Annotated in this window: 19 protein-coding genes; 4 read left to right on the plus strand and 15 right to left on the minus strand. The window is 71.9% G+C overall.

Annotated features, from left to right (window positions below; all coding sequences use genetic code 11):
- Positions 1-9 precede the first annotated feature (9 nt).
- The 13 genes from ACGHC0_RS01105 to ACGHC0_RS01165 form a co-directional block, all read right to left on the minus strand.
- Complete coding sequence (locus ACGHC0_RS01105; RefSeq protein ID WP_415267193.1) at positions 10-930, minus strand: dienelactone hydrolase family protein; 921 nt, start codon at positions 928-930, stop codon at positions 10-12.
- Positions 931-1,022: 92 nt separating this feature from the next.
- Complete coding sequence (locus ACGHC0_RS01110) at positions 1,023-2,390, minus strand: MFS transporter (RefSeq protein ID WP_368353640.1); 1,368 nt, start codon at positions 2,388-2,390, stop codon at positions 1,023-1,025.
- A gap of 4 nt (positions 2,391-2,394) precedes the next feature.
- Entirely contained in the window at positions 2,395-2,949 is a 555-nt protein-coding gene (locus ACGHC0_RS01115; RefSeq protein WP_415267194.1) for a hypothetical protein, read from the minus strand.
- A 31-nt stretch (positions 2,950-2,980) separates the two neighbouring features.
- Positions 2,981-3,706 carry a hypothetical protein gene (locus tag ACGHC0_RS01120; protein ID WP_415267195.1) on the minus strand — a complete coding sequence of 242 codons (726 nt, stop codon included), beginning with the start codon at positions 3,704-3,706 and terminating at the stop codon, positions 2,981-2,983.
- Between the two features lie 161 nt (positions 3,707-3,867).
- The gene (locus tag ACGHC0_RS01125; protein WP_415267196.1) at positions 3,868-5,244 is read right to left on the minus strand and encodes a sigma-54-dependent transcriptional regulator; all 1,377 of its coding nucleotides are present in this window, start codon (positions 5,242-5,244) and stop codon (positions 3,868-3,870) included.
- Positions 5,229-6,716 (minus strand): sensor histidine kinase, encoded by a 1,488-nt coding sequence (locus ACGHC0_RS01130; protein WP_368353644.1) that lies wholly within the window; start codon positions 6,714-6,716, stop codon positions 5,229-5,231. Before ACGHC0_RS01130 ends, ACGHC0_RS01125 begins: the two co-directional genes overlap by 16 nt.
- A gap of 78 nt (positions 6,717-6,794) precedes the next feature.
- The gene (locus ACGHC0_RS01135) at positions 6,795-7,859 is read right to left on the minus strand and encodes a homocysteine S-methyltransferase family protein (RefSeq protein ID WP_368353645.1); all 1,065 of its coding nucleotides are present in this window, start codon (positions 7,857-7,859) and stop codon (positions 6,795-6,797) included.
- Between the two features lie 66 nt (positions 7,860-7,925).
- Positions 7,926-8,315: a hypothetical protein gene (locus ACGHC0_RS01140; protein WP_415267197.1), complete on the minus strand. Its 390-nt coding sequence runs from the start codon at positions 8,313-8,315 to the stop codon at positions 7,926-7,928.
- Between the two features lie 33 nt (positions 8,316-8,348).
- Positions 8,349-9,257 carry a LysR substrate-binding domain-containing protein gene (locus ACGHC0_RS01145; protein WP_415267198.1) on the minus strand — a complete coding sequence of 303 codons (909 nt, stop codon included), beginning with the start codon at positions 9,255-9,257 and terminating at the stop codon, positions 8,349-8,351.
- Between the two features lie 178 nt (positions 9,258-9,435).
- Positions 9,436-10,599, minus strand: a complete 1,164-nt coding sequence (locus ACGHC0_RS01150) for an acyl-CoA dehydrogenase family protein (protein WP_415268375.1) — start codon at positions 10,597-10,599, stop codon at positions 9,436-9,438.
- On the minus strand, positions 10,599-11,009 hold the full coding sequence (locus ACGHC0_RS01155) for a cupin domain-containing protein (protein ID WP_368353648.1): 411 nt from the start codon (positions 11,007-11,009) through the stop codon (positions 10,599-10,601). Before ACGHC0_RS01155 ends, ACGHC0_RS01150 begins: the two co-directional genes overlap by 1 nt.
- A 32-nt stretch (positions 11,010-11,041) precedes the next feature.
- Positions 11,042-12,298, minus strand: coding sequence for a CaiB/BaiF CoA transferase family protein (locus tag ACGHC0_RS01160; RefSeq protein WP_415267199.1), 1,257 nt, complete (start codon positions 12,296-12,298; stop codon positions 11,042-11,044).
- A gap of 184 nt (positions 12,299-12,482) precedes the next feature.
- On the minus strand, positions 12,483-13,469 hold the full coding sequence (locus tag ACGHC0_RS01165) for a Bug family tripartite tricarboxylate transporter substrate binding protein (protein ID WP_415267200.1): 987 nt from the start codon (positions 13,467-13,469) through the stop codon (positions 12,483-12,485).
- A gap of 266 nt (positions 13,470-13,735) precedes the next feature.
- Here ACGHC0_RS01165 and recQ point away from each other — a divergent pair, with 266 nt between their 5' ends.
- On the plus strand, positions 13,736-15,607 hold the full coding sequence (gene recQ / locus ACGHC0_RS01170; RefSeq protein WP_415267201.1) for a DNA helicase RecQ: 1,872 nt from the start codon (positions 13,736-13,738) through the stop codon (positions 15,605-15,607).
- A 27-nt stretch (positions 15,608-15,634) separates the two neighbouring features.
- On the opposite strand, the gene ACGHC0_RS01175 is transcribed toward recQ, so the two are convergent.
- Complete coding sequence (locus ACGHC0_RS01175) at positions 15,635-16,741, minus strand: serine hydrolase (RefSeq protein ID WP_415267202.1); 1,107 nt, start codon at positions 16,739-16,741, stop codon at positions 15,635-15,637.
- Positions 16,665-17,963, minus strand: coding sequence for a serine hydrolase (locus ACGHC0_RS01180; protein WP_415267203.1), 1,299 nt, complete (start codon positions 17,961-17,963; stop codon positions 16,665-16,667). Before ACGHC0_RS01180 ends, ACGHC0_RS01175 begins: the two co-directional genes overlap by 77 nt.
- Positions 17,964-18,105: 142 nt before the next feature.
- On the opposite strand from ACGHC0_RS01180, the gene ACGHC0_RS01185 reads away from it, so the two are divergent.
- From ACGHC0_RS01185 to ACGHC0_RS01195, 3 genes are all read left to right on the plus strand, one after another.
- Positions 18,106-19,014: a hypothetical protein gene (locus tag ACGHC0_RS01185; RefSeq protein WP_415267204.1), complete on the plus strand. Its 909-nt coding sequence runs from the start codon at positions 18,106-18,108 to the stop codon at positions 19,012-19,014.
- An 11-nt stretch (positions 19,015-19,025) separates the two neighbouring features.
- Complete coding sequence (locus tag ACGHC0_RS01190) at positions 19,026-21,386, plus strand: ATP-dependent DNA helicase (protein WP_415267205.1); 2,361 nt, start codon at positions 19,026-19,028, stop codon at positions 21,384-21,386.
- Between the two features lie 119 nt (positions 21,387-21,505).
- Complete coding sequence (locus ACGHC0_RS01195) at positions 21,506-22,075, plus strand: TetR/AcrR family transcriptional regulator (RefSeq protein WP_368355563.1); 570 nt, start codon at positions 21,506-21,508, stop codon at positions 22,073-22,075.
- The last annotated feature ends 15 nt before the right edge of the window (positions 22,076-22,090 follow it).

Below are 22,090 nucleotides of genomic sequence, written 5' to 3' on the forward strand. Positions count from 1 at the left end.
AGGCCGGCCTCAGGGTGCCAGCAGGTCCACCCTGGCGATGAAGGCATTCAGCGGATCGCGCCAGTAGCGCCCGCCCACCCGCAGCAGGTTGTGGCCGTCCGCTCCCTCCAGCGCGGGCGCCGCGATGAACTGCGCATCGTCGCCGCCTTCGCGGAAGGCGCCGAACCACTGGCGGGGCATGTCCGGGCCCCAGTACTGGTCGTTCTGGGCATACAGCCACAGGGTGGGCACGCGCACCTGCGTGCCCAGCTGGCGGTAGAGCCCGGTGAGCACGTCGGGCCGGCAGCTGTGGCCCGGGGCCGTGTCGGGCTTGCCCCCCGCGCCGCCGGAGAAATTGACCGCGCCGACCACGCCGGGCAGGCGGCCCGCCGCCGCGGCGATGGTGGCCATGCCGCCCACCGACTGTCCTTCGAGCAGGATGCGGTCGCGCCGCACCCAGGGTTGCTGCAGGGCCCAGCCGTGGACGGCCTGGACGGCGGCCGCGGCGTGCCCCGCCACCTGGGCATAGTCGGGCAGGCCCGTGCAGCCGGTGCCGCCGGCCGGCCAGCGGGCACCGGAATTCTCGCGGTCCGGGCCCCCCGTGGCGCCATAGCCGGGCCGGACCGGTGCGACCACGGCCACGCCCTGGCGCAGCCAGTAGGCCACGTGGCCCAGGGGAACGGGATATTGCAGGGCGGCGCGCACGGCGGGATCGGCCGAGCGGCCGTGCGAGAAGATCACCAGGGGGAAGGGGCCCGGCCCGTCCGGGCGGAAGACCTGGGTCGCCATGTCCACCTCGCGGCCATCGATGGACAGGTGCAGCACCTGCGTGTCGGGCTGGGGCAGGGGCGCGGCGGCACCGGCCGGGCCCGCGGCCAGCAGGGCCGCCAGCAGCGCACCCGGTGGCATGGGCAGGGAGCAGCGGCGCATCGATCGGAACAGGAAGGGCATGCGGACCTCGCATTGCCCGTGGCCGTGGGCAACGCGGCCATTATGGCGCTGCTCTGCAGTAAGGGGCCGCTGCAGGCCCGTGCCCGCCGCCGCTAGGCGGTGGCCGGTACCGGGTGCAGGGCGGCCTGCCGCTGCGCCAGCCAGAACACGGGCAGCGCGAGGACGGCGCAACCCGCCAGCAGCGCGAAGGCGAGGCCGAACCGGCCCTGCGCGCCCACCACGCTGTTGGCGATGGCCGGGCTCAGCGAGGCACCGACGCCCTGCAGGGTCATGACCAGCCCGAGGGCGGTGTTGTAGCGGCCGCTGCCGCGCACGTAGCGCTCCACCATCAGGGGGGTGGCCACGCCCAGGGCGCCGGCCGCGACGCCGTCGAGGATCTGCACGGGAATGTTGGCCCAGGCATCGGGAATCGCCCAGGCCAGGATGCCGCGCACGGGCAGCGCGAGGATGGCGATGTAGATGAACACCTGCAGGTCGAGGCGGCGGCTGCGCGACACCCACAGCGCCACCGGCACCATGGTGAGCTGCGCGACGACGATGGCGATGCCGGTCCACAGCAACGGAGCGGAATCGGGCACCGTGGCCGCCAGCCGCTGGTTGAGCAGCGGCAGCATGGCCGCGTTGCCCAGGTGGAAGAGCGCGCAGGCCAGCCCGAACAGCCAGAGCGCGCGGTGCGACAGGAAGGCGCGCCAGCCTTCGGGGGCGGCCGTGGCGCCGGCGGATGCGGCGGCCGGGGCCGCCTGTGCCGTGTCCATGCGCGCGGCCTCCGGGGCCGGCTCGCCGCCGCGGGCCGCCACATGGTCGATGTCGCGGTCGCGGATGGCCATCAGGCAGGCCAGCGCGCCCACGGCCATGGCCGTCATGACGACCAGCATCCAGGGCGCACCGAGCCAGTGTGCGAAGGCCGCCGCGCCCAGCGCGGAAACGATGTTGCCGGCATGGCTGTAGGCCTCGTTGCGGCCGGTCTGGTGGCGCAGGCCCTGGCTGCGTGCCAGGCCCAGCGTCAGGGCCGCGAGCCCGGCGGCCAGCAGCGCGCCGGCCACGCCGGTGAGCACCTGCGACAGCACCAGCATGGCCGGCGACCGCGTGCCGAAGGCGATCGCGCTCGCGGCCAGGATGGCCAGCGCGGCGATGGCGACCAGCATCCGCTTGGCGTGGATGCGGTCCGCCCAGGCGCCGGCCAGGGGCGTGGCCAGCATGCCGGCCAGCCCGCCGGCCGACATCACGATGCCGATCATGGTCTGGTCGATGCGCTGGGTCTGCAGGTAGGTGGCGAGGAACGGACCGAGCCCGTCGCGCACGTCCGCCATGAAGAACGCCATCCAGGCCAGGGCCGTGAGGGAGGCCCCGGCGGCCACCGGCGCGTTCCCGCCGGCAGACCGTTTTTCCTGGGGGGCCGGGCCTCCGAACAGCGGGGAAGGGGCGGTGTCTGCGATGGCGGGGTGCGCGGCGGTGGTCATGGTGTCACCCGTGGCGGGGTTGGGCGGGAAGGGGCTTGCCGTTGACGGTGCGGGCCTCGATCACATGGCCCTGCGCGCCGCGCAGCGGCCGGGCGGGACCGGTGGCATCGACCGCGTCGCCGGGCTGCAGCTGCAGCGCCGCATAGCCTTCGGGGCGCAGGTGGATGAAGTCGCCGGTGTCCAGCACCACGCCGTTGGGCTCGCCGTGGCGGGCGTGGTGGATGCGCGCCACGCGGCCTTCGGCGCGGCGCACGGCCTCTTCGGGCGCGGCGGGCTCGCCGTCGATCGACACCAGCCGCTCGAAGACATAGACCTCGTGCGCAGCCTCGCCGTGCCGCGGGGGCGCGGCCACGCTGCCCTCGAGCACGATGGCCTGGCCGGGCTTCAGGTCTTCGGCGGCACGCACGGCGCGCTCGTCATGCTTGCCGAAGGTGAACTGCGCGGGGACGCCGTCCACGTCGATGAGCACGCCTTCCACCTCGCCGCGAGGGCTGTGGAGCAGGTGCTGGAAGCGGCCCTCGAGGGACCAGACTTCCACGGTTTCATGGGGTTGGGTCATACGGGTTTCCTGTGGGTGAAAAAGAGAGGGATCAGGGCATGCGCGGCGGGCCGCCGGCCGGGCCGCGGAACACTTCCTGCAGCGTGCTGGCGGAGGAGCCGAGCTGCGTGGCTTCCAGCGCCGTGCCCAGCGTGTTGCGCGTGCCCCAGCCGCGGGCCGAGACGGTGGCGCCGGTCTGCAGCAGGTTGCCGATGGACGCGGCCACGTGCGGCGGGAAGCGGACGATCACGCCGTTGTCGAGCAGCAGGCCGTGGGCGTCGCCACGGGTGTTGAGCAGCACGGCGGCCACGCGGCCGTCGGTCTGCAGCTCGGCGAGGGCCTGGCGCTGCGGGGGAGGCGGGGGCGTCTGGCCCGGCGCGGGAGGCGTGTCCTCGACGGTGCGGCCCTGCGAGCGGATCGCGGTGGCGCGCAGCACGGGCACGCCGCTGTGGTGCCAGCCGGCCACGTCCACCGCGGCGCCGGGCTGCAGCCAGGCGGTCAGCGTGTCGGACAGGTGCGGCGGGAAGGTCACCTGCGTTCCGTCCTGCAGCAGCAGGCCGTCGGCTTCGCCGTTGGGGTTGAGCAGCCAGCGCTGAACGGCGCCGCTGTGCGAGGCCTGCTCCACGGCGGCCGGCTGGCCGATCGGGCCGGGTGGCTGGCCTGCCACGGGGGGCGGCGGAACGGCGCCGGGGGCCGGGGGGGCGGGCTGGGCCTGTGCTCCGGCACAGGCGAGCAGGAGGGCGGCGAGGCCGGCGCGGGTCAGGGTATTCAGTCGCATGGCAGAACTCCTTCTGGTGGTGGAGTCCTGGTATCTCAAGAGACGTGCCAGCATGGAATGCCTTATGAATCAACGACTTGCATGAATTCTGCGGGCCGCCGCGTGCATGGCGGGACGACACCTTGTCCGGATTCGCGACATCGCCGGTGCCTCCATCCGTCTCATTCCATGCCGTACTGGGCCAGCTTGCTGTAGAGCAGCTGCCGGTGGATGCCCAGGCGCCGGGCGGCGAGCGAGCGGTTGCCGCGGGCCTGCTCGAGCGCATGGGCGATCAACAGCCGCTCCAGCCGCTCCACGGCCTCGGGCAACGGAATTTCGAGCCAGTCCTGGGGCAGGTCGCCGCTGGCGGAGCCCGCCATTGCCGCCGAGCCCGTGGAGGGGCCCAGGTCGAGGTCGGCCGCGCCCACCACGGGGCCGCGCTGCAGGGCCTGCACGCGCTCCATGGCGTTGCGCAGTTCGCGCACGTTGCCCGGCCAGCCATGGGCGAGCAGGGCACGCGCGGCATCAGGCGCCAGGCGCTTGGCAGGCTGCGGTGCCGCGGCGCGGCGCAGAAAATGCTCGGCCAGCGGCACGATGTCGGCCAGCCGCTCGCGCAGCGGGGGCAGGGCGATCTGCAGCACGTCGAGCCGGTAGCGCAGGTCCTCGCGGAAGCGCCCCTCGCGCACGGCGGCGGCCAGGTCGCGGTGCGTGGCGGCCACCACGCGCACATCCACTTTCACCGGCCGGTGGCTGCCCAGGGGCGTGACCTCGCCTTCCTGCAGCGCGCGCAGCAGCTTGGCCTGCACGTCCGGCGCCATGTCGCCGATCTCGTCGAGCAGCAGCACGCCGCCATCGGCCGCGCGAAAGCACCCGGGCCGGTCGGTGGCGGCGCCGGTGAAGGCGCCTTTCACGTGGCCGAAAAGCTCGCTTTCCAGCAGTTCCTTCGGGATGGCCGCGCAATTGAGCGCCACGAACGGGCCGGCGCTGCGGGCCGAGTGCCGGTGCAGCGCGCGCGCCACCAGCTCCTTGCCCGTGCCGGTCTCGCCCTGCACCAGCACCGGTGCCTCGCTCGCGGCGGCCAGGCCGATGCGCTTGTGGACTTCGCGCATGGCCTCGCTCACGCCGATGAGCTCGCCGTCCGCCTCGTCCGCGCCGGACTGCGCCGCCGGGATGGGTGGGGTGGCATCCGCTTCGGCGCGGGAGCGCAGGGCGCGCTCCAGCACCTCGATCACCGCGGCGCGGCCCACCGGCTTGGTCAGGTGGTCGAAGGCGCCGAGGCGCATCGCCTCGATGGTGCCGGAGCCGCTGGCGTAGGCGGTGAGCACCACCACCGGGGGCAACTCGGGCACGCGGGCAGCGAGCGCGGCCAGGGTTTCCAGCCCGTCCATGCCGGGCATGCGGTGGTCCAGGAAGATGGCGGCGTAGCGGTGGCGTCCGGCCTGCTGCAGCGCTTCGTCGCCGCTCGCGGCCTCGTGCACCTCGTGCCCCAGGCCCTGCAGGGTTTCGACCAGCGATTCGCGGAAGGCCGCGTCGTCATCGACGGCTAGGATGCGTGCCATGGCAGCTCCAGGAGGAAGCGGGCGCCGCCGCCTTCGCGCGGCGCGTAGTGCAGGTCTCCCCCGTGCGCCAGCGCCACCTCGCGCGCCAGGGCCAGGCCCAGGCCGTTGCCGTCGGTGCGGCCGGTGGCGAAGGGCTCGAAGAGCTGGGCGCGCAATGCTTCGGGCACGCCCGGGCCGTCGTCCTCCACGGCGATCACGCACAGGGAACGGGCGGCATCCACCTGGGCCGAGAGCACGGCCTCGCCCCCCTGCGGCGCATGGCGCACGGCGTTGTCCAGCAGGTTGTCGATGGCGCGTGCCGCGTGCACGGGGTCGAAGACGGCCGTGGCCGGCGCATCGCCGCGCAGCGACAGGCGCACGCCCCGGGCCTCGGCCGCGGCCCGGGCGGTGTCCAGCCGCTCCTGCAGCCAGGCGGGCAGGTCCACCGGGTGGGGTTCGAGCTGCAGGGGCTGCACCAGGGTCAGCAGGCTCTGCACCAGGCCTTCCAGCCGGTCGATCTGCGTGCCGATGGCGGCCAGGGCGTCGGCATGGCGGGCGGGAGGCGCCGCCAGGGCGTTGTCGGCCTTCAGCCGCATGGCGGCGATGGGGTTGCGGATTTCGTGCGCCACAGAGGCCGTCATGCGGCCCAGGGCCGTGAGGCGCATGTCGCGGTGCTGCTGGGCGAGCGCTTCGCGCAGGCGCTCGCGCGCTTCCTGCAGCCGGGTGCCGAAGCTGTTGAAGCCATCCACGATGCGGTCGAGTTCCCGGATGCCGGTGCGCTCCAGCACGGGGACGGTGTCGCCCCCGGCCTGCGCCAGGGCGTCCTCCATGCGCTGCACCTGCCGCAGGCCGCGCTGCAGCATCCACCCGAGCCAGGCGCCCGACACCACCACCAGCAGGGCCAGGATGGCGATGCCCGCGCGCAGGCTGTCCTGCGCGGCGATGGCGCCGGCATGCACGCGGGTCATGGTCCAGACGGCCGTGTCCGGATGCGCGGACAGCGGGCAGGCCGCCACGATGAGCACCTCGCGGCTGCCGCGCACCAGGTTCACCAGCGGCTGGCGCCCGGCGCTGGACTGCCGCGCCATTTCCACGATGAGCGGCTCCTCGGCGGAGGGCACGTCGCTCTTCACGCCGCTGCCCTCGTAGGTGGGGTAGGCATAGGCCAGCATGCCGCCGGCGGCGCTCCAGACGCCGCCTTCGACGCGCGGCGCCTCCAGCAGCACCATGTGCAGCAGCACCCGCAGCAGGTCCTCGCGCGGGGCGTCGGCCGCCACGTCGGGCACGGACTGGGCGTAGCGTGCGGCGACGTCGGCGCAGGCCTGGGCCACGCGGGTGCGCCCGGCGGCCACCTGCGCGCCCGAGCCCGACTGGTAGAGCACCGTGAGAACGACCGCCACCAGGGCGCAAGCGCCCAGCAGCAGGGTCCAGAAGAGGGTGAGTTGGATACGCAGGGAGCGCACGGGGGATCCGCGGGTGGGAGACGTGCGCATCCTACGGTGCCACGGATGAGCCGGCGGTAGGAGAGCAGCCCATCCGTCCGCCCCGGAGCCGGGCCGGTCCGGGCGGGATCAGGCCGCTTCGGGGTAGAACAGCTTGCGCGTGGGCACCGGAGCCACGGCGCGGCCGATGGCGGCGATGTGGTCCGGCGTGGTGCCGCAGCAGCCGCCCACGATGTTCACCAGGCCCTCGGCGGCGAACTCGTGCACCAGGCGGCTGGTGACCTCGGGCGTCTCGTCGAAGCCGGTGTCGCTCATGGGGTTGGGCAGGCCGGCGTTGGGGTAGCAACTGATGAAGGTGTCTTCCGCCACCCGGTTCAGTTCCTGGATGTAGGGGCGCATCAGCGTGGCACCCAGGGCGCAGTTCAGGCCGATGGCCAGCGGCCGGGCGTGGCGCACGCTGTGCCAGAAGGCCGTCACGGTCTGGCCCGAGAGGATGCGGCCGGAGGCATCGGTGACGGTGCCGCTGATGATGAGCGGCAGGCGCTCGCCGCTCGCCTCGAAGTATTCGTCGATGGCGAAGAGCGCGGCCTTGGCGTTGAGCGTGTCGAAGATGGTTTCCACCAGCAGCACGTCGGCCCCTCCCTCGACCAGCGCCTGGGTCTGCTCGTAATACGCGGCACGTAGTTGCTCGAAATCGACGTTGCGTGCGCCGGGGTCGTTCACGTCCGGGCTGATGCTCGCAGTCTTGGGCGTGGGCCCGAGCGCACCGGCCACGAAACGCGGCTTGTCGGGCGTGGAATATTTGTCGCAGGCGGCGCGCGCCAGCCGGGCCGAGGCGAGGTTCATCTCGCGCGCCAGGTCGGCCATGTGGTAGTCCTCCTGCGCGATCGTGGTGGCGCCGAAGGTGTTGGTTTCGATCAGGTCGGCGCCTGCGGCCAGGTAGCGCTCGTGGATGTCGCGGATCACGTCGGGCCGCGTGAGCGACAGCAGCTCGTTGTTGCCTTTCACGTCCCGCGGGAAATCCTTGAACCGCTCGCCCGCGCCGTCGGGGCCGCTGTAGCCCTCGCCGCGGTACTGGGCCTCGCCCAGCTTGAAGCGCTGGATCATGGTGCCCATGGCGCCGTCGAGGATGGCGATGCGTTCGGCCAGGATGCCAGGCAGTTGCCGGGCGCGGGTGTAGTGGAGCGGTTGCATAAGCCTCCATTGTAGAAAGTGCGCTCCGCAACCCGGCCTGTCCGTGCCGGTTCTGTCCCTTGCCCTTTATTCCGCCATGGCTTTGCACAGGGCCGCCATGCTCTTCTGGCCTTCGGGTTTCCTGGCTTCCTGCATCTGGTCGCGCCGGGCGTCTGCCACGGCGGAGGCAAACGCCGGACTCTTGCGGTATTCGGTCACCTGGGGCGGCAGCGATGCCAGATTGGCCTGCCAGTTCTTGTCGATCTTCCTGGCAAGGTCCGGGTGCAGCGATGCGCAGTTGGCGACGGTGGCCGCATCGGTCACATGCATCTGGCGCTCCATCGCTGCCTGCATGTCTTTCTGGGTGATCTGGTTCGCGGGCTTGGGTTGCGCGAGTACCGGCACGCTGAAGGCGACAGCGGCGACAGCGGCGACAGCGGCGACAGCGGCGAAAGCGATGAAGGGTGCGATTTTCATGGCTGGCATTTGGGTGGGAGGGGACGCCGTCTGTCAGGAACCCTCGGAGGCCGGACGGTGCTGCTGCGAAGCGGCGGATGCCACGTCCAGAAACGCCTGCAGCGCCGGATTCGTGCCCTCTTCATGCCAGGCCAGCACCCCCACCGTGGGGTGCTCCAGGTGGGCGATGGGCATGAAGCGCACGCCCTGCACGGCGGCCTGCGCCATCGAGGCCGGCACCAGTGCCACGCCCATGCGCATGGCGACCAGCGCCACCACCGTCAGCCACTGGCGCGCGGCGTGGCGCGTGTGCGGATGGATGCCGGCGCGGTGGAAGAGGGCGATGACGTTGTCGTGGTTGGCCGGCGCCACGTCGCGCGCGAACATCACGAAGGTTTCCCCGGCCAGGGCGTGCAGGTCCACCGGCGCCGTGCCGGCCAGGGCGTGCCCCTGGGGCAGGCAGGCCACGAAGTGGTCGTGCGCCAGCGGCAGGCAGCGCAGGGGCGCGGGCACCACGCTGGCGTTGATGAAGCCGGCATGCAGTTGCCGGTGCAGCAATGCTTCGGTCTGCTCGCCCGAGGACATCTCGCGCAGGTGCACCTCGATGCCCGGCGCTCGCTCGCCGAAGGCCCGCACGATGGCTGGCATGTCACGATAGACCATGGAGCCGGTGAAGCCGATGTCCAGCCGGCCGCGCCGGCCGGCGGCGACGGCCCGCGCCGTGTCGCCCGCCCGCGCCACGCGGTCCAGCACCACGCGCGCCTCCGCGAGGTAGGCCGCGCCCGCGGGCGTGAGCGCCACGTGCTTGCTGCTGCGGTCGAAGAGCTTCACGCCCAGCTCGTCCTCCAGCGCCTTGATGCCCGAGCTGAGCGGCGGCTGCGTGATGGCCAGCCGCTCCGCCGCGCGGCCGAAATGCAGCTCTTCGGCCAGCACGGTGAAGTAGCGCAGCAGGTGCAGTTTCATGCGGGGCATCATGCCAGCCGCCGCGGGCCCGGCGATCCGGTGCGCGGAAGCGGCGCAGGCGCTCATACGGATTCGCCTTCAACCGTATAAAGTCGTTGGTTCGCCTCGCCGTGCCATAGCACTGTCTTCGGCTTCCCGCCTAGTTATCCGATTGAAGGCAAACCCGTATCAGGGGATGTCAATACGACTTCGGCAGGCCCAGGACCTTCTCGGCGATGAAGCACAGGATCAGTTGCGGGCTCACGGGCGCGAGGCGCGGGATCCACGATTCGCGCAGGTAGCGCTCCACGTGGTATTCCTTGGCGTAGCCCATGCCGCCATGGGTGAGGATGGCGCGCTCGCAGGCGTGGTAGCAGGCCTCGGCCGAGAGGTATTTGGCGGCGTTGGCCTCGGCGCCGCAGGGCTGGTGCCGGTCGTAGAGCCAGGCGGCCTTCTGCACCATGAGGTGCGCGGCCTCCAGCTCCATCCACGACTGCGCCAGCGGATGCTGGATGCCCTGGTTCTGCCCGATGGGGCGGCCGAACACCTCGCGCTCCTGCGCGTAGCCGGCCGCGCGCGCCAGGGCTGCACGGCCCAGGCCCACGGCCTCGCTGGCGATCAGGATGCGCTCGGGGTTGAGGCCGTGCAGGATGTACTGGAAGCCCTTGCCTTCCTCGCCCACGCGGTCTTCCACGGGGATGCGCAGGCCGTCGATGAACACCTGGTTGGAGTCCACGCACTTGCGGCCGAGCTTCTCGATCTCGCGCACTTCCACCGTGCTGCGGTCCAGGTCGGTGTAGAAGAGGCTCAGGCCCTCGGTGCCGCTGCATTCCTCCACCGGCGTGGTGCGCGCCAGCAGCAGGATCTTGCTGGCCACCTGCGCGGTGCTGATCCAGACCTTCTGGCCGTGCACCACGTAGTGGTCGCCCTGCCGCACGGCGCGGGTCTTGAGCTTGAGTGTGTTCAGGCCCGTATTGGGCTCGGTCACGCCGAAGCAGGCCTTGTCGCGGCCCTGGATCAGCGGCGGCAGCCAGCGCGCCTTCTGCTCTTCGGTGCCGAATACCACCACCGGGTGCAGCCCGAAGATGTTCATGTGCACGGCCGACGCACCCGACAGGCCCGCGCCGGTGGCCGAGATGGTGTGCATCATCAGCGCAGCCTCGCTGATGCCCAGGCCGGCGCCGCCATAGGCTTCGGGCATGGCGATGCCCAGCCAGCCGGCATCGGCGAGTGCCTGGTGGAAGTCGTGCGGAAAGCCGCCTTCGCGGTCCTTCGCGAGCCAGTAGTCGGCATCGAACGGTGCGCAGACGCGCTCGATGGCATGGCGGATCTGCTCCTGATCCGGCGAGAGGGCGAAGTCCATCATGCGCCTTTCGCGGCCGGGCGGATCACCTTGTCGGGCGATTCGCCGTAGGGCGGGCTGTAGATCACCAGCAGCTTGACGGGGGTGTCGCTGGTCACGGTGAACACGTGCATGCGGTCGGCCGGGAAAAAGCACATGTCGCCCGGCACCATGTCGAAGGCCTCGCCCTCCACCTCGGCGCGGGCCGTGCCTTCCAGCAGGTAGCAGGCCTGCTCGATACCCGGGTGCGCGTGCGGCAGCGCGCCGCCGCCCTTGTGCAGCGTGCCGAGCAGCACTTCCATCTGGCGCGCACCCACCGTCTCGGGGCCGATGAGGCGCTGGTTCACGGTGTGGTGGTGGTTGGCGGGCTGGTAGCCGGGTACCTGCGCGGCGCGCACCAGGTAGCGGGAGGGGGCGTCGGGAGTGGTCATGGCGGTCGTCGTGGGGACTGTCGTGGTGGGAGTCATGCGGTGTCTCCGGCAGCGCGGCACGCGCCCTGTGCCAGCAGGGTGTCGATCTGAACGGGCGTGTAGCCGGCATCGGCCAGCAGGCTGCGCGTGTGTTCGCCCAGGCGCGGCGCGGGCGGCAGATCGCGCTCCGGGGGCGTGGCGGACCAGCGCGTGGGATGCGCCATGGCGTGCATCGGTCCCTCGCTGGGGTGTTCCGTGTCGTGCAGGAAGCCGGTCGCGCGCAGTTGCGCGTTGCCGAGCAGGTCGGCCGGGGAATTCATGGGCATGTTGGGCACGTCGGCCGCGTCCAGCAGCGCCTGCCATGCGGCCGTGGTGCGCGTGCGCAGGATGCGCGCCACCTCGGCGTACACGGCGTCGATGTGCGCGGCGCGCGCGCCATGCGTGGCGAAGCGCGGGTCGTGCGCCAGGCCTCCATCGCCGTCCTCGCCGATCGCCGCGAAGAAGCTGCGCCAGTGCTTGTCGTTGTAGATCAGCACGCAGAGCATGCCGTCGGCCGTGGCATAGGGCTTGCGGTGCGCCGTGAGCAGGCGCGCGTACCCGGGCTCGCCCAGCGGCGGCTCGAAGGTGAGGCCCGCCATGTGGTCGCCCAGCACGAACTGCGCCATGGCCTCGAACATCGGCACGACCACGGCCTGGCCCCGGCCGGTCTTCTCGCGGGCGTAGAGCGCCGCCGTCACGGCGTACACCGCGTGCAGCCCGGTCACCCGGTCCGACAGCGTGGTGGGCGCGTACGACGGCTCGGGTGCGCCGTAGCGTTGCATGAGCCAGGGAATGCCGGTGGCGCCCTGGATCAGGTCGTCGTAGGCAGGACGCGCGGCGTCCGGCCCGTCCTGGTCGAAGCCGCAGCAGCTCACGTGGATGATGCGCGGGTTGCGAGCACTCACCGCCCCGTAATCCAGCCCCAGCCGGGCCAGCGCCTGCGGGCGCACGTTGCTGACGAGCACGTCGCACTGCTCGGCCAGCCGCAGCGCCGCCTCGCGCCCCTCGGGGTGCTTCAGGTCGAGCGCGATGCTCTGCTTGCCCGCGTTCGCATGCAGAAAGATGTGGCCCATGCCCGCATGCCGCATCGGCCCCACGTGCCGCATGTTGTCCCCCTCGGGCGTCTCCACCTTCACCACCTCCGCGCCCAGCTGCGCGAGGATCTGCGTGGCGAACGGCCCCATGATCACCGAGGTGAGATCGAGCACCCGCACCCCCGCCAGCGGGCCGGTGCGTTGTGGGGAGGCAGCGAAAGAAGAAGCGTCTGTCATCTCGTGTTCCGTTGAACAGGTCCGTTCGGCAACGTCGCCCATGCCTATGCCCGAGTCCACGGCTTTTGCACTAGCGCGGCCCAGGCCAGCAGACGCCGTGGAACTGGCTCTGCCAGGCCACCGGCGTCGTCCCCCTTCCCGCCGCGCGCAGCGCGGCGAGAGAAGGGGGAAGCGGCGCAGCCGCTCAGGGGGTTGTTGCCTGAATTCCGGCTTGCTGGATCAAAGTCCGCCAGTGCGCCAGCTGCTGCGCCACGTACTGCGCGAATTCCTCCGGCGTCTTGCTGGGCCAGACCTGGAAGCCGATCTGCGCGAGCTTGTCCTGCGTGTCCCTGTCGGCCAGCACGGCCTGCAGCTCGGTGTTCAGGCGCTGCACCACGGCGGGCGGCATGCCGGCCGGGCCGAAGATGCCGTTCCACGATGTCAGGTCGAAACCCCTCACCGTCTGGCCGATGGGCGGCACGCCCGGCAGCAGGGGCGAGGGCTGGGCGGTGGTGATGCCCAGGGTGCGCACCTTGTCGCCCGTGAGCATGGTCTTGCCCGAACCCAGGTCCACCACGTAGGCCTGCACCTGCCCGCCCAGCAGGTCGGTGAGCGCCTGCGGGCTGGACTTGTAGGGCACGCCCAGGATGTCCACCTTCGCGATGTGCTTGATGCTTTCCATCGCCACCAGCGAGGTGCTGTTGGGCGTGGCGTAGCTCAGCGTGCCGGGGTGGGCGCGGGCATAGTCGAGGAACTCGGGCAGGGATTTCACCGGCAGGGCCGGGCTCACCACGAGCGCGAAGGGCAGTTCGCCCACGCGGGCCACGGGCGTGAAATCCTTGATGGGGTCGTACTTGAGGCTGGCGTAGAGCGCCGGATTGGCCGAGTGCGAGGTGTTCGTCGTCATGAACAGCGTGTAGCCGTCGGGCTTGGCCCGGGCCGCCAGCTGGGCGCCCACCTGGGCGTTGGCGCCAGGCTTGTTGTCCACCAGCACCGGCTGCTTCAGGCGTTCGGCCAGCTTCTGGCCCACGGTGCGCGCGACCGCGTCCGTGCCGCTGCCGGCGGCGAAGGGCACGATGAGGGTGATGGGGGCGTTCGGATAGGCGGGCGCCTGGGCCAGGGCCGCCGTGGCGGCCAGCGCTGCCGCGGCGCCGCAGGCCCGCCGCAGGGCGCGGGGAAGGAAAAAGCGCATCGTGTTGTCTCCTGAATGGCGGCCTCTGTAGCCGGGCCTGGAGGGCATCTTGAGGGGTCCATCCATTCGCGTCCAATTCAATCGTTGAAGCGTGCGATAGCTTTTGCGAATGGTTGCCGCGCTTCCAGCCTGCGGGACGGAGCACAATAGGCACCTTGCCTGCGTGCAGCGCAGCGGCTCCGCCGGGACGCCGTCCTGCCCTGCACCCGCCCAGCGCCACTGCCGCGCGGGCACCCCGACGCCATCGACCAGAGAGTTCCACCGCCTTGTCCCCCGCGCATTTCGTCCTGCACGACGTTTTTGGCTACGAGCATTTCCGCGGCCCGCAGCAGGCCATCGTCGAACACGTGATCGCCGGTGGCGACGCGCTGGTGCTCATGCCCACGGGCGGCGGCAAGTCGCTGTGCTACCAGGTGCCGGCCATCGTGCGGCGCGATGCGGGCAAGGGCGTGGCCATCGTCGTGTCGCCGCTCATCGCGCTCATGCACGACCAGGTGGGCGCGCTGCACGAGGCGGGGGTGGATGCGGCCTATCACAATTCCACGCTCGACTGGCAGCAGACGCAGGAACTGGAGCGGCGCGTGGCGCGCGGCGACATCACCATGCTGTACGCCGCGCCCGAGCGCCTGACCACGCCCCGCTTCCTGGAACTGCTCGACGGCCTGCACCAGCGCGGGCAGCTGTCGATGTTCGCCATCGACGAGGCGCATTGCGTGAGCCAGTGGGGCCACGACTTCCGCCCCGAATACCGCGCGCTCACCGTGCTGCACGAGCGCTACCCGGGCGTGCCGCGCATCGCGCTCACCGCCACGGCCGATGCGCTCACGCGCGAGGACATCGTTGAGCGGCTGCAGCTCGAGGGCGCGCAGCACTTCGTCTCCAGCTTCGACCGGCCGAACATCCGCTACACGATCGTCGAGAAGAAGGAGCCGCTCGCGCAGCTGCTGCGCTTCATCGAGCGCGAGCACCCGGAGGATGCGGGCGTGGTCTATTGCCAGTCGCGCAAGCGCGTGGAGGAGATGTCGGCCGCGCTGGTCGATGCGGGCCTCAAATCGCTGCCCTACCACGCCGGCTTGGCCGCAGAGGTGCGCCAGGAGAACCAGGACCGCTTCCTGCGCGAGGAAGGCATCGTCATGGTGGCGACCATCGCCTTCGGCATGGGCATCGACAAGCCGGACGTGCGCTTCGTGGCCCACGTGGACATGCCCAAGAACATCGAGGGCTACTACCAGGAAACCGGCCGCGCGGGCCGCGACGGCCTGCCCGCCGATGCCTGGATGGCCTACGGCCTGCAGGACGTGGTGAACCAGCGCCGCATGATCGACGAGAGTCCCGCGGGCGAGGAATTCAAGCAGGTCATGCGCGGCAAGCTCGACGCGCTGCTGGGCCTGGCCGAGGCCACGGATTGCCGGCGCGTGCGGCTGCTGGGCTACTTCGGCGAGCCGTCCGAGCCCTGCGGCAATTGCGACAACTGCCTGAATCCGCCGGCCGTCTGGGACGGCACGGACGCCGCGCGCAAGCTGCTGTCCACCATCTACCGGGTGCACGAGGCCAGCGGCCTCACTTTCGGCACCGGGCACATCATGGACATCGTGCGCGGCAAGGACACCGAGAAGGTGAAGCAGTTCGGCCACGACAGGCTATCCACCTTCGGCGTCGGCAAGGACTACACCGAGCCGCAGCTGCGCGGCGTGCTGCGGCAACTGCTGGCCACGGGCGCGGTGGGCCTGCACAAGGTGATGCTCGAGAGCGGCCACAGCTTCGACACGCTGAGCCTCACCGAAGGCTCGCGCCCGGTGCTCAAGGGGCAGGTGCCGGTGAAGCTGCGCGAGTCGGCCGCCGCGGCGCCGGCCCGGCGCACGCGGCGTACCGCGGCCCCGCCCGTGGCCGCGGCCAACCTCGATCCGGATGCGCAGGTGCGGTTCATCAATCTCAAGGCCTGGCGCGCCGAAGTGGCGCGCGAGCACAACCTGCCGGCCTACGTCATCTTCCACGATGCCACGCTGGCGGCCATTGCCGAGCGGCGCCCCGCGTCGCTGGCCGACCTGCAGGGCATCAGCGGCATGGGAGCCAAGAAGCTGGAGGCCTACGGCGAGGATGTGCTGCGCGTGTGCCGCCAGGGCGCCGCCGTGTCCTGACGCCGCACCAGGCGCAGTGCGCCAGCGTCAACCGCTGGCCTGCGCCGCGCCCGGTCCGGTGGCCGGCCGGTCCTTCAGCAGCGTGCGCGTGATCGCGCGGCCGATCTGCTCGAACAGCCGGCCCGCCTGCCGCATCTCGTCCATGCCCTCGGCGCAGGTGGCCACCACGATCGCATGCGCGCCGCCATCCTGCGGATCGATCACGCCCATGTGGCAGGCCCGGTGGTACTGCGTGCCGGTCTTGTGGATGAAGCGCACGGTGCGCGGCAGCCCGGCTTCCAGCCGGTAGGCGTCGTAGGTGTCGAATTTCAGGTCCTTGTAGAGCATCTGCTGGTGCGGCGGTGTCAGCAGCTGGCCGCGCACCAGCTTTTCCAGCATGGCGCCGTAGCCCGCGAGCGTGGCGGTGTTGGCGCCGCGCGCGTAGTAGCGGCCGTAGGCCTCCTCCATGGTCTTCACCTGCAGATCGGCCGTCTTGAGGTCCAGCGTGCGGGCCAGTGCCTGCACGCGCTGCGCGCCCATGGGCGCGGCGGCCACGCGCACCAGGTCCATCGGCGCGATCTCGCGCGCGCGGGGATGCAGCTCGGCGTACACATCCTGGCGCACCTGGGTGAAGTTGGTGAGCGGGCCGACGTTGCGCGCACCCATCAATGCCTGGGCGCGCGTATTGAACGTCTCCAGCCCGATGGTGCGGATCAGCAGGTTCGCCGCGGTGTTGTCGCTGTCCATCAGCATGCGGCGCAGCAGCGTCTCGACGCTGTGCTGCGTGCCCACGGGCTGCCAGACCAGCGCGCCGGAGCCGTCGATCTTGTCGCGCTCTTCCACGCGCAGTTCCTGGTCCAGCCGCAGGCGGCCCTGCTGCACCTCCTGCAGCACCGCGATGGCCAGGGGCAGCTTCGCGGAAGAGGCCAGGTACCACCGCCGGTCGGCCTGCCAGGCGAAGGTCTCGCCGTTGTCCAGGCGCTTCACGTACAGGCCGAAATCGCCGGGCGTCTCGCGTTCGAGCTTCTGCACCTGGCTGCCCAGGGCCTCGGCCCACGCCGGGGCGGCGAGGGCCCGCTCAGGCGTCGTCGTCCACAGCGCCGTCAGCAGGGGCAGTGCCGCCACCAGCACCGGGCGGGCGAGCCGCCGGCGCATCGCCCGATGGCGTGGTGCCGGTGGAGCGGGAGGGCAGGGTGGGGCAGCGTGGTTCATGCGGTCTCCCGTCGGACAGCAGGCCCGACTGGCAGAGGGCGATACCCACCTGCCTGAGCGCGCGATCGGACCGGGCCGTGGAAGGTTCGCCGCGCGTGCAGGCCACCACCAGCAAGCGCGGCCCCGGGTGGGAGCGCGGCATGGTGACGAGCCCGGAATCGCATGTTCGTGCGCGCTGCGTTCCGGTCTTGTGGGCGAAGCGCGCACCAGGCGGTAGTCCCGCCTTGATGCGCTGGGTGCCGGTCTTCACGCGCTCCATCACGGACAGCAGGTAGGCCGTGTGCCGGGCATCGAGCGCCCGGCCCTCGACGAGTGCCTGCAGCAGGTCGGCATAGGCGTCGAGCCGGCCGCTGTTGAGGCCGGTGGCGTAGTAGGTCTCGTAGGCGGAGGCCAGGTCCGTGGGCGCGAGGGAGCGCTCGGGTACGCGCAGCAGCGTGGCCAGCGCAGACCGCGCCGCGGCATCGCCATGCAGCCGCTGCTGCTGCCGCAGCGCCAAGAAGTCGGTGCCGGACAGGTGCGATGCCGCGGGCGTGAGCACGCCGTACACGTGGCGGCGCACGTCGGCCAGCGTGGTGATGCGCCCGAAGCCCCGGGGCACCAGCGACTGCACCACCGCGTTCACCGTGCCGATGCCGACCAGGCCGATGAGCATGTCGGTGGCGGTGTTGTCGCTGTAGATGATCATCTGCTCCAGCAGGTAGCGCACGGTGAGCGGCGCGCCCACGGCGCGTCCGTTGGTGGGGCCCGCGCCGTCCACGTAGTCGGCCGCACGCAGGGTGAGGGGCGTCTCCAGCGTGAAATCTCCACGCTCCACGCCGCGCAGCACCGCGATCGCCACCGGCACCTTGACGGACGAGGCCAGGTACCACGGCTCCGTGCCGTGCAGCGAGGCGGAGGCGCCCGTGTCCAGGTCGCGCACATACACGCCGGTGCGCACGCCGCTGTCCGCCTCCACCCGCGCCAGCGCGCGCTCCAGCGGCTGTACCCAGGCCGGCGTGGAGGCCGTAGCGGGCAGCGTGGCGGATGGTGCATCCGCGCCCTGCGCATGCACCGTGCCCGTGGCGATGTGCCACAGCGCGGACGTGGCGCAGGCCAGGAACCGGAGCCTGCGCAAGGGATGGGCCGGGTGGAAGCGAGATGGCGTGGATGCGGGAGTCTGGGGCATGCGGACGGTCTCGGAACGGGGACGACGGGCCCACCCTAGCGCCCTCGCGCGCGCGGCGCCGTAGGGCAATGTCCCTTGCAGCCTGCCGGGTGGCATCGGGTGTGCCATGCACTGTATTTACAATCAGTGTTCCAATCGCGCCATGCCGGACATCGCCCTCCAACGCATCCATCGCACCCGCCTGCTGCAGATCTGGCGGTCCGCGGGCTGGCCTTGCCGCGATACGGTCGAGATCGACCTGCTCGCCGCCGGCATGCTGCGCCTGGTACCGGAGCCGGGCGGGCATGAGGTGCTCCGCCTGACCGACGCGGGCATCGCCAGCCTGGCCCAGGCGCGGCAGCGCAATGCGCGGGCGCTGAGCGCCCACGACCGGCTGGCGATGCGCTTCGCGGAGCAACTGCTCTCGGCCGGCCGCATCGTCTGGCGGGAGCTGTCGCTGCGCGCCGCCGTGGAAGCCCTGCCTCCGCCGGCCCCCGCGCCGCAGCCGCCGCTGTCTCCGGCGGCGCCCGGTCGCGGCGCGCCGGCCGGCCTGTGGGACGGGGAGGAGGCCCAGGGCGGCGCCTGCCTGCCGCCGCCCGCGGTGGCCCGCGTGTGGCGCATGGCCCGGCCCGACCTGTTCTCGATCCGCCACACCAGCGTGCCCGCCTACCTGCAGCCCATGGTGCACGAGGTCAAGGCGAGCCGCGCCGACCTGCTCTCCGACCTGCGGCATGCGGCCAAGCGCGAGGCCTACCAGTGGCTGTGCGAGGAGTGCTACTACGTCTTCCCGGCGGGCATCGCCGAGCCTGAGGAGATCCCCGAACCCTTCGGCGTGTGGGTGCTGCACGGTGCGATCGAATCGGGCCGCTTCGAGCTGCTGCGCCCCGCGCGCCATGCCCGGTGCCCGCTGCCTTTCGCCGTCTGGATGGCGCTGTGCCGCGCCACGCCCCTGCACGGCGAAGGCGAGCCTGCACAGGCGCTGCTGGGCGAGGAGGGCGGCGCGCCGGCCTCCGGCGTGCCCGCCGACGTGCGGCCGGAGGCGCCTGCGCCGGCGCCCTCCGCAGCTCCCTGACGCGCCAGCCCATGCAGACGGCAACGCAACCGGCCACGGAGCCCGCGGACCCTGGCGCGCCCGGCGCGGAGAGTGCGCAGCCGTGGAGCTACACCATCGCCGTGCGCGAGCTGTGCGAGTTCACCGCCAAGCAGGGCGACCTCGACCTGCGCTTCACCCCGGCGCCCACGGCGCGGGAGGGCATGGCGGGCCATGCCGCGGTGGCGGCCCGGCGGGCGGCCGAGGCCCCGGGCTACGAGGCCGAGGTGCCGCTGGAAGGTGTGTGCGGGCTGCTGCGCGTGCGGGGCCGCGCCGACGGATTCGATGCCGCGGCGGGCCGCGTGGACGAGGTCAAGACCTTCAAGGGCCGGCTCGACCGCCAGCCCGCCGCCCACCGTGCGCTGCACTGGGCGCAGGCCCGGGTGTACGGATGGCTGCTGTGCGTCTCGCGCGGCCTGCCGGGGCTCACCGTCTCTCTGGTGTACCTGGACGTCGGCACCCAGAAGGAAACCGTGCTGTCCGAAGACTGGACGGCGCCGGCGCTGCGGGCGCATTTCGAGGCGCTGTGCGGCCGCTTCGTGGACTGGGCCGCGCAGGAGGTGGCCCACCGGGCGGCGCGCGACGCTGCGCTGCGCCGCCTGGCCTTTCCGTTCGCGGGGGGCTTCCGCGCAGGCCAGCGGCCCCTGGCCGAAGCCGTGTACCGGACCGCCGTTGCCGGCAGATGCCTGCTCGCGCAGGCACCCACGGGCATCGGCAAGACGGTGGGCACGCTGTTCCCGCTGCTCAAGGCCGCGCCGGGCGCGGGCATCGACAAGGTGTTCTTCCTCGCGGCCAAGACCTCCGGGCGGCAGGTCGCCCTGGACGCGCTCGCCCGCATCGCGGTGCCTCTGCCCCTGCCCGTGCGCGTGCTGGAACTGGTGGCGCGCGAGAAGTCCTGCGAATACCCGGGCAGCGCCTGCCACGGCGACGCCTGCCCGCTCGCGCGCGGCTTCTACGACCGGCTGCCGGCCGCGCGGGCCGATGCGCTGCGCCCGCCGGAGGGCGGGGCGCCGGCACCGCTGGACCAGGCCCGCGTGCGCGATGCCGCCCTGCGCCACGGGGTGTGTCCCTACTACCTGGGCCAGGAGCTGGCGCGCTGGGCCGACGTGGTGGTGGGTGATTACCACTACTACTTCGACATGGGCGGCCTGCTGCACGGCCTGGCGCAGGCCAGCCAGTGGCGCGTGGCCCTGCTGGTGGACGAAGCGCACAACCTGGTGGAGCGCGGCCGGCGCATGTACAGCGCGGAACTGCTGCCGGATTCGCTCTTCCAGGCCCGCCGCTCGGCCACCGCCGCCACCGTGCCGGCCGTGAAGAAAGCCCTGGACCGCGTGCGGCGCTGCTGGGTGGCGCTCGACAGGGAGCAGCCGGTCGATTACGCCGTGCTGGAGGCCTTCCCCGGCAAGCTGCTCGCGGCGCTGCAGCAGTGCTCGGTCACGCTGGGCGAGCACTTCGCCGAGCATCCGGAGCAGATGGACGCCGCGCTGCAGGCCTTCCACCTGGAAGTGCTGCAGCTGCTGCGCATGACCGAACTGCTGGATGCGCATTCCATCGTGGACGTGAGCCGCCCTGCGCAGGGCGCCGCCGGCAGTTCCGTGGTCTGCGTGCGCAACCTGGTGCCCGCGCCGTTCCTGGGGCCGCGCCTGCAGGCCGCGCAGTCGGGCACGCTGTTTTCCGCCACGCTGCAGCCCATGGACTACTACGCCGACCTGCTGGGCCTGCCGCAGGACCATGTCCGCACCGACGTGGCCTCGCCCTTCCGCGCGGCGCAGCTGCAGGTGCATATCGCGCGCCACATCTCCACGCGCTATGCCCATCGCGCGGCCTCGGTGCAGCCCATCGCCGACCTCATGGCGGGGCAGTTCGCGGACCGGCCCGGCAACTACCTGGCCTTTTTCAGCAGCTACGACTACCTGCAGCAGGTGGCGGAGGTGTTCGCGCAGCGCCATCCCGGCGTGCCGCACTGGTGCCAGTCGCGCCGCATGCAGGAGGCCGGGCAGCGCGCGTTCCTGGAGCGCTTCACCGAGCAGGGCCGGGGCATCGGCTTCGCGGTGCTGGGCGGCGCCTTCGCCGAGGGCATCGACCTGCCCGGCCGCCGGCTGATCGGGGCTTTCCTCTCCACGCTGGGGCTGCCGCAGGTGAACCCGGTGAACGAGCAGGTGCGAGAGCGCATGGACCGGCTCTTCGGGGCCGGCTACGACTACACCTACCTCTACCCGGGCCTGCAGAAGGTCGTGCAGGCCGCGGGCCGGGTGATCCGCACGCCCGAGGACGAGGGCGTGGTGTACCTCATCGATGACCGCTTCGGGCGCGCGCAGGTGCGGCGGCTGCTGCCTGCGTGGTGGCGTGTCTGAGCCGGACGGCAGGCAGAGCCGGTGGTCACGCTGAATTGACATACGCTCCGTATGCCAATTAGCATACGTACCGTATGTCAACCAGGACACCCATCCAGCAGCGCCGCACACGGGCGGAAATGATCGAGGCCACCCGCGCCCGGCTCCTGGCCGCGGCGCGCGGTGCGTTTGCGGCCCAGGGCTATGCGCAGACGTCGATGGACGATTTCACGGGCGAGGCCGGCCTGACGCGCGGGGCGCTCTACCACCACTTCGGCAGCAAGGAGGGCCTGCTGGCCGCGGTCATCGAGCAGATCGAAGCCGAGGTCGGCGAGCGCCTGCGTGCCGTCTCCGGGGCGGCGCCCACGCCGTGGGAGGGGCTCCGGCGCCGCTGCCGTACCTACCTGGAACTGGCGCTGGAGCCCGAGATCCGCCGCATCGTCCTGCAGGATGCCCGGGCCGTTTTCGGCGACGTACCCCAGGCCGCGCAGTCGGCCGGCGTCGCCGCGCTCGAATCCGCGCTGCAGGGCCTGATCGACCAGGGCACGGTGGCCCCGCTGCATGCCGGCGCCATGGCCCGCATGCTCTACGGCGTGGTCACCGAAGCCTCGTTCTGGATCGCCGAGCCGGACGGGGACCAGTCCCAGCGTCTCGCGCAGGCCCTGGATGGCCTGGACCGGCTGCTGGACGGCCTTCTTGCCCACCCCTGACCTCTTCTTCGCCCA

The organism is Acidovorax sacchari (assembly GCF_042847045.1).
In the GTDB taxonomy this organism is placed as follows: Bacteria; Pseudomonadota; Gammaproteobacteria; order Burkholderiales; family Burkholderiaceae_C; genus Paracidovorax; species Paracidovorax sacchari.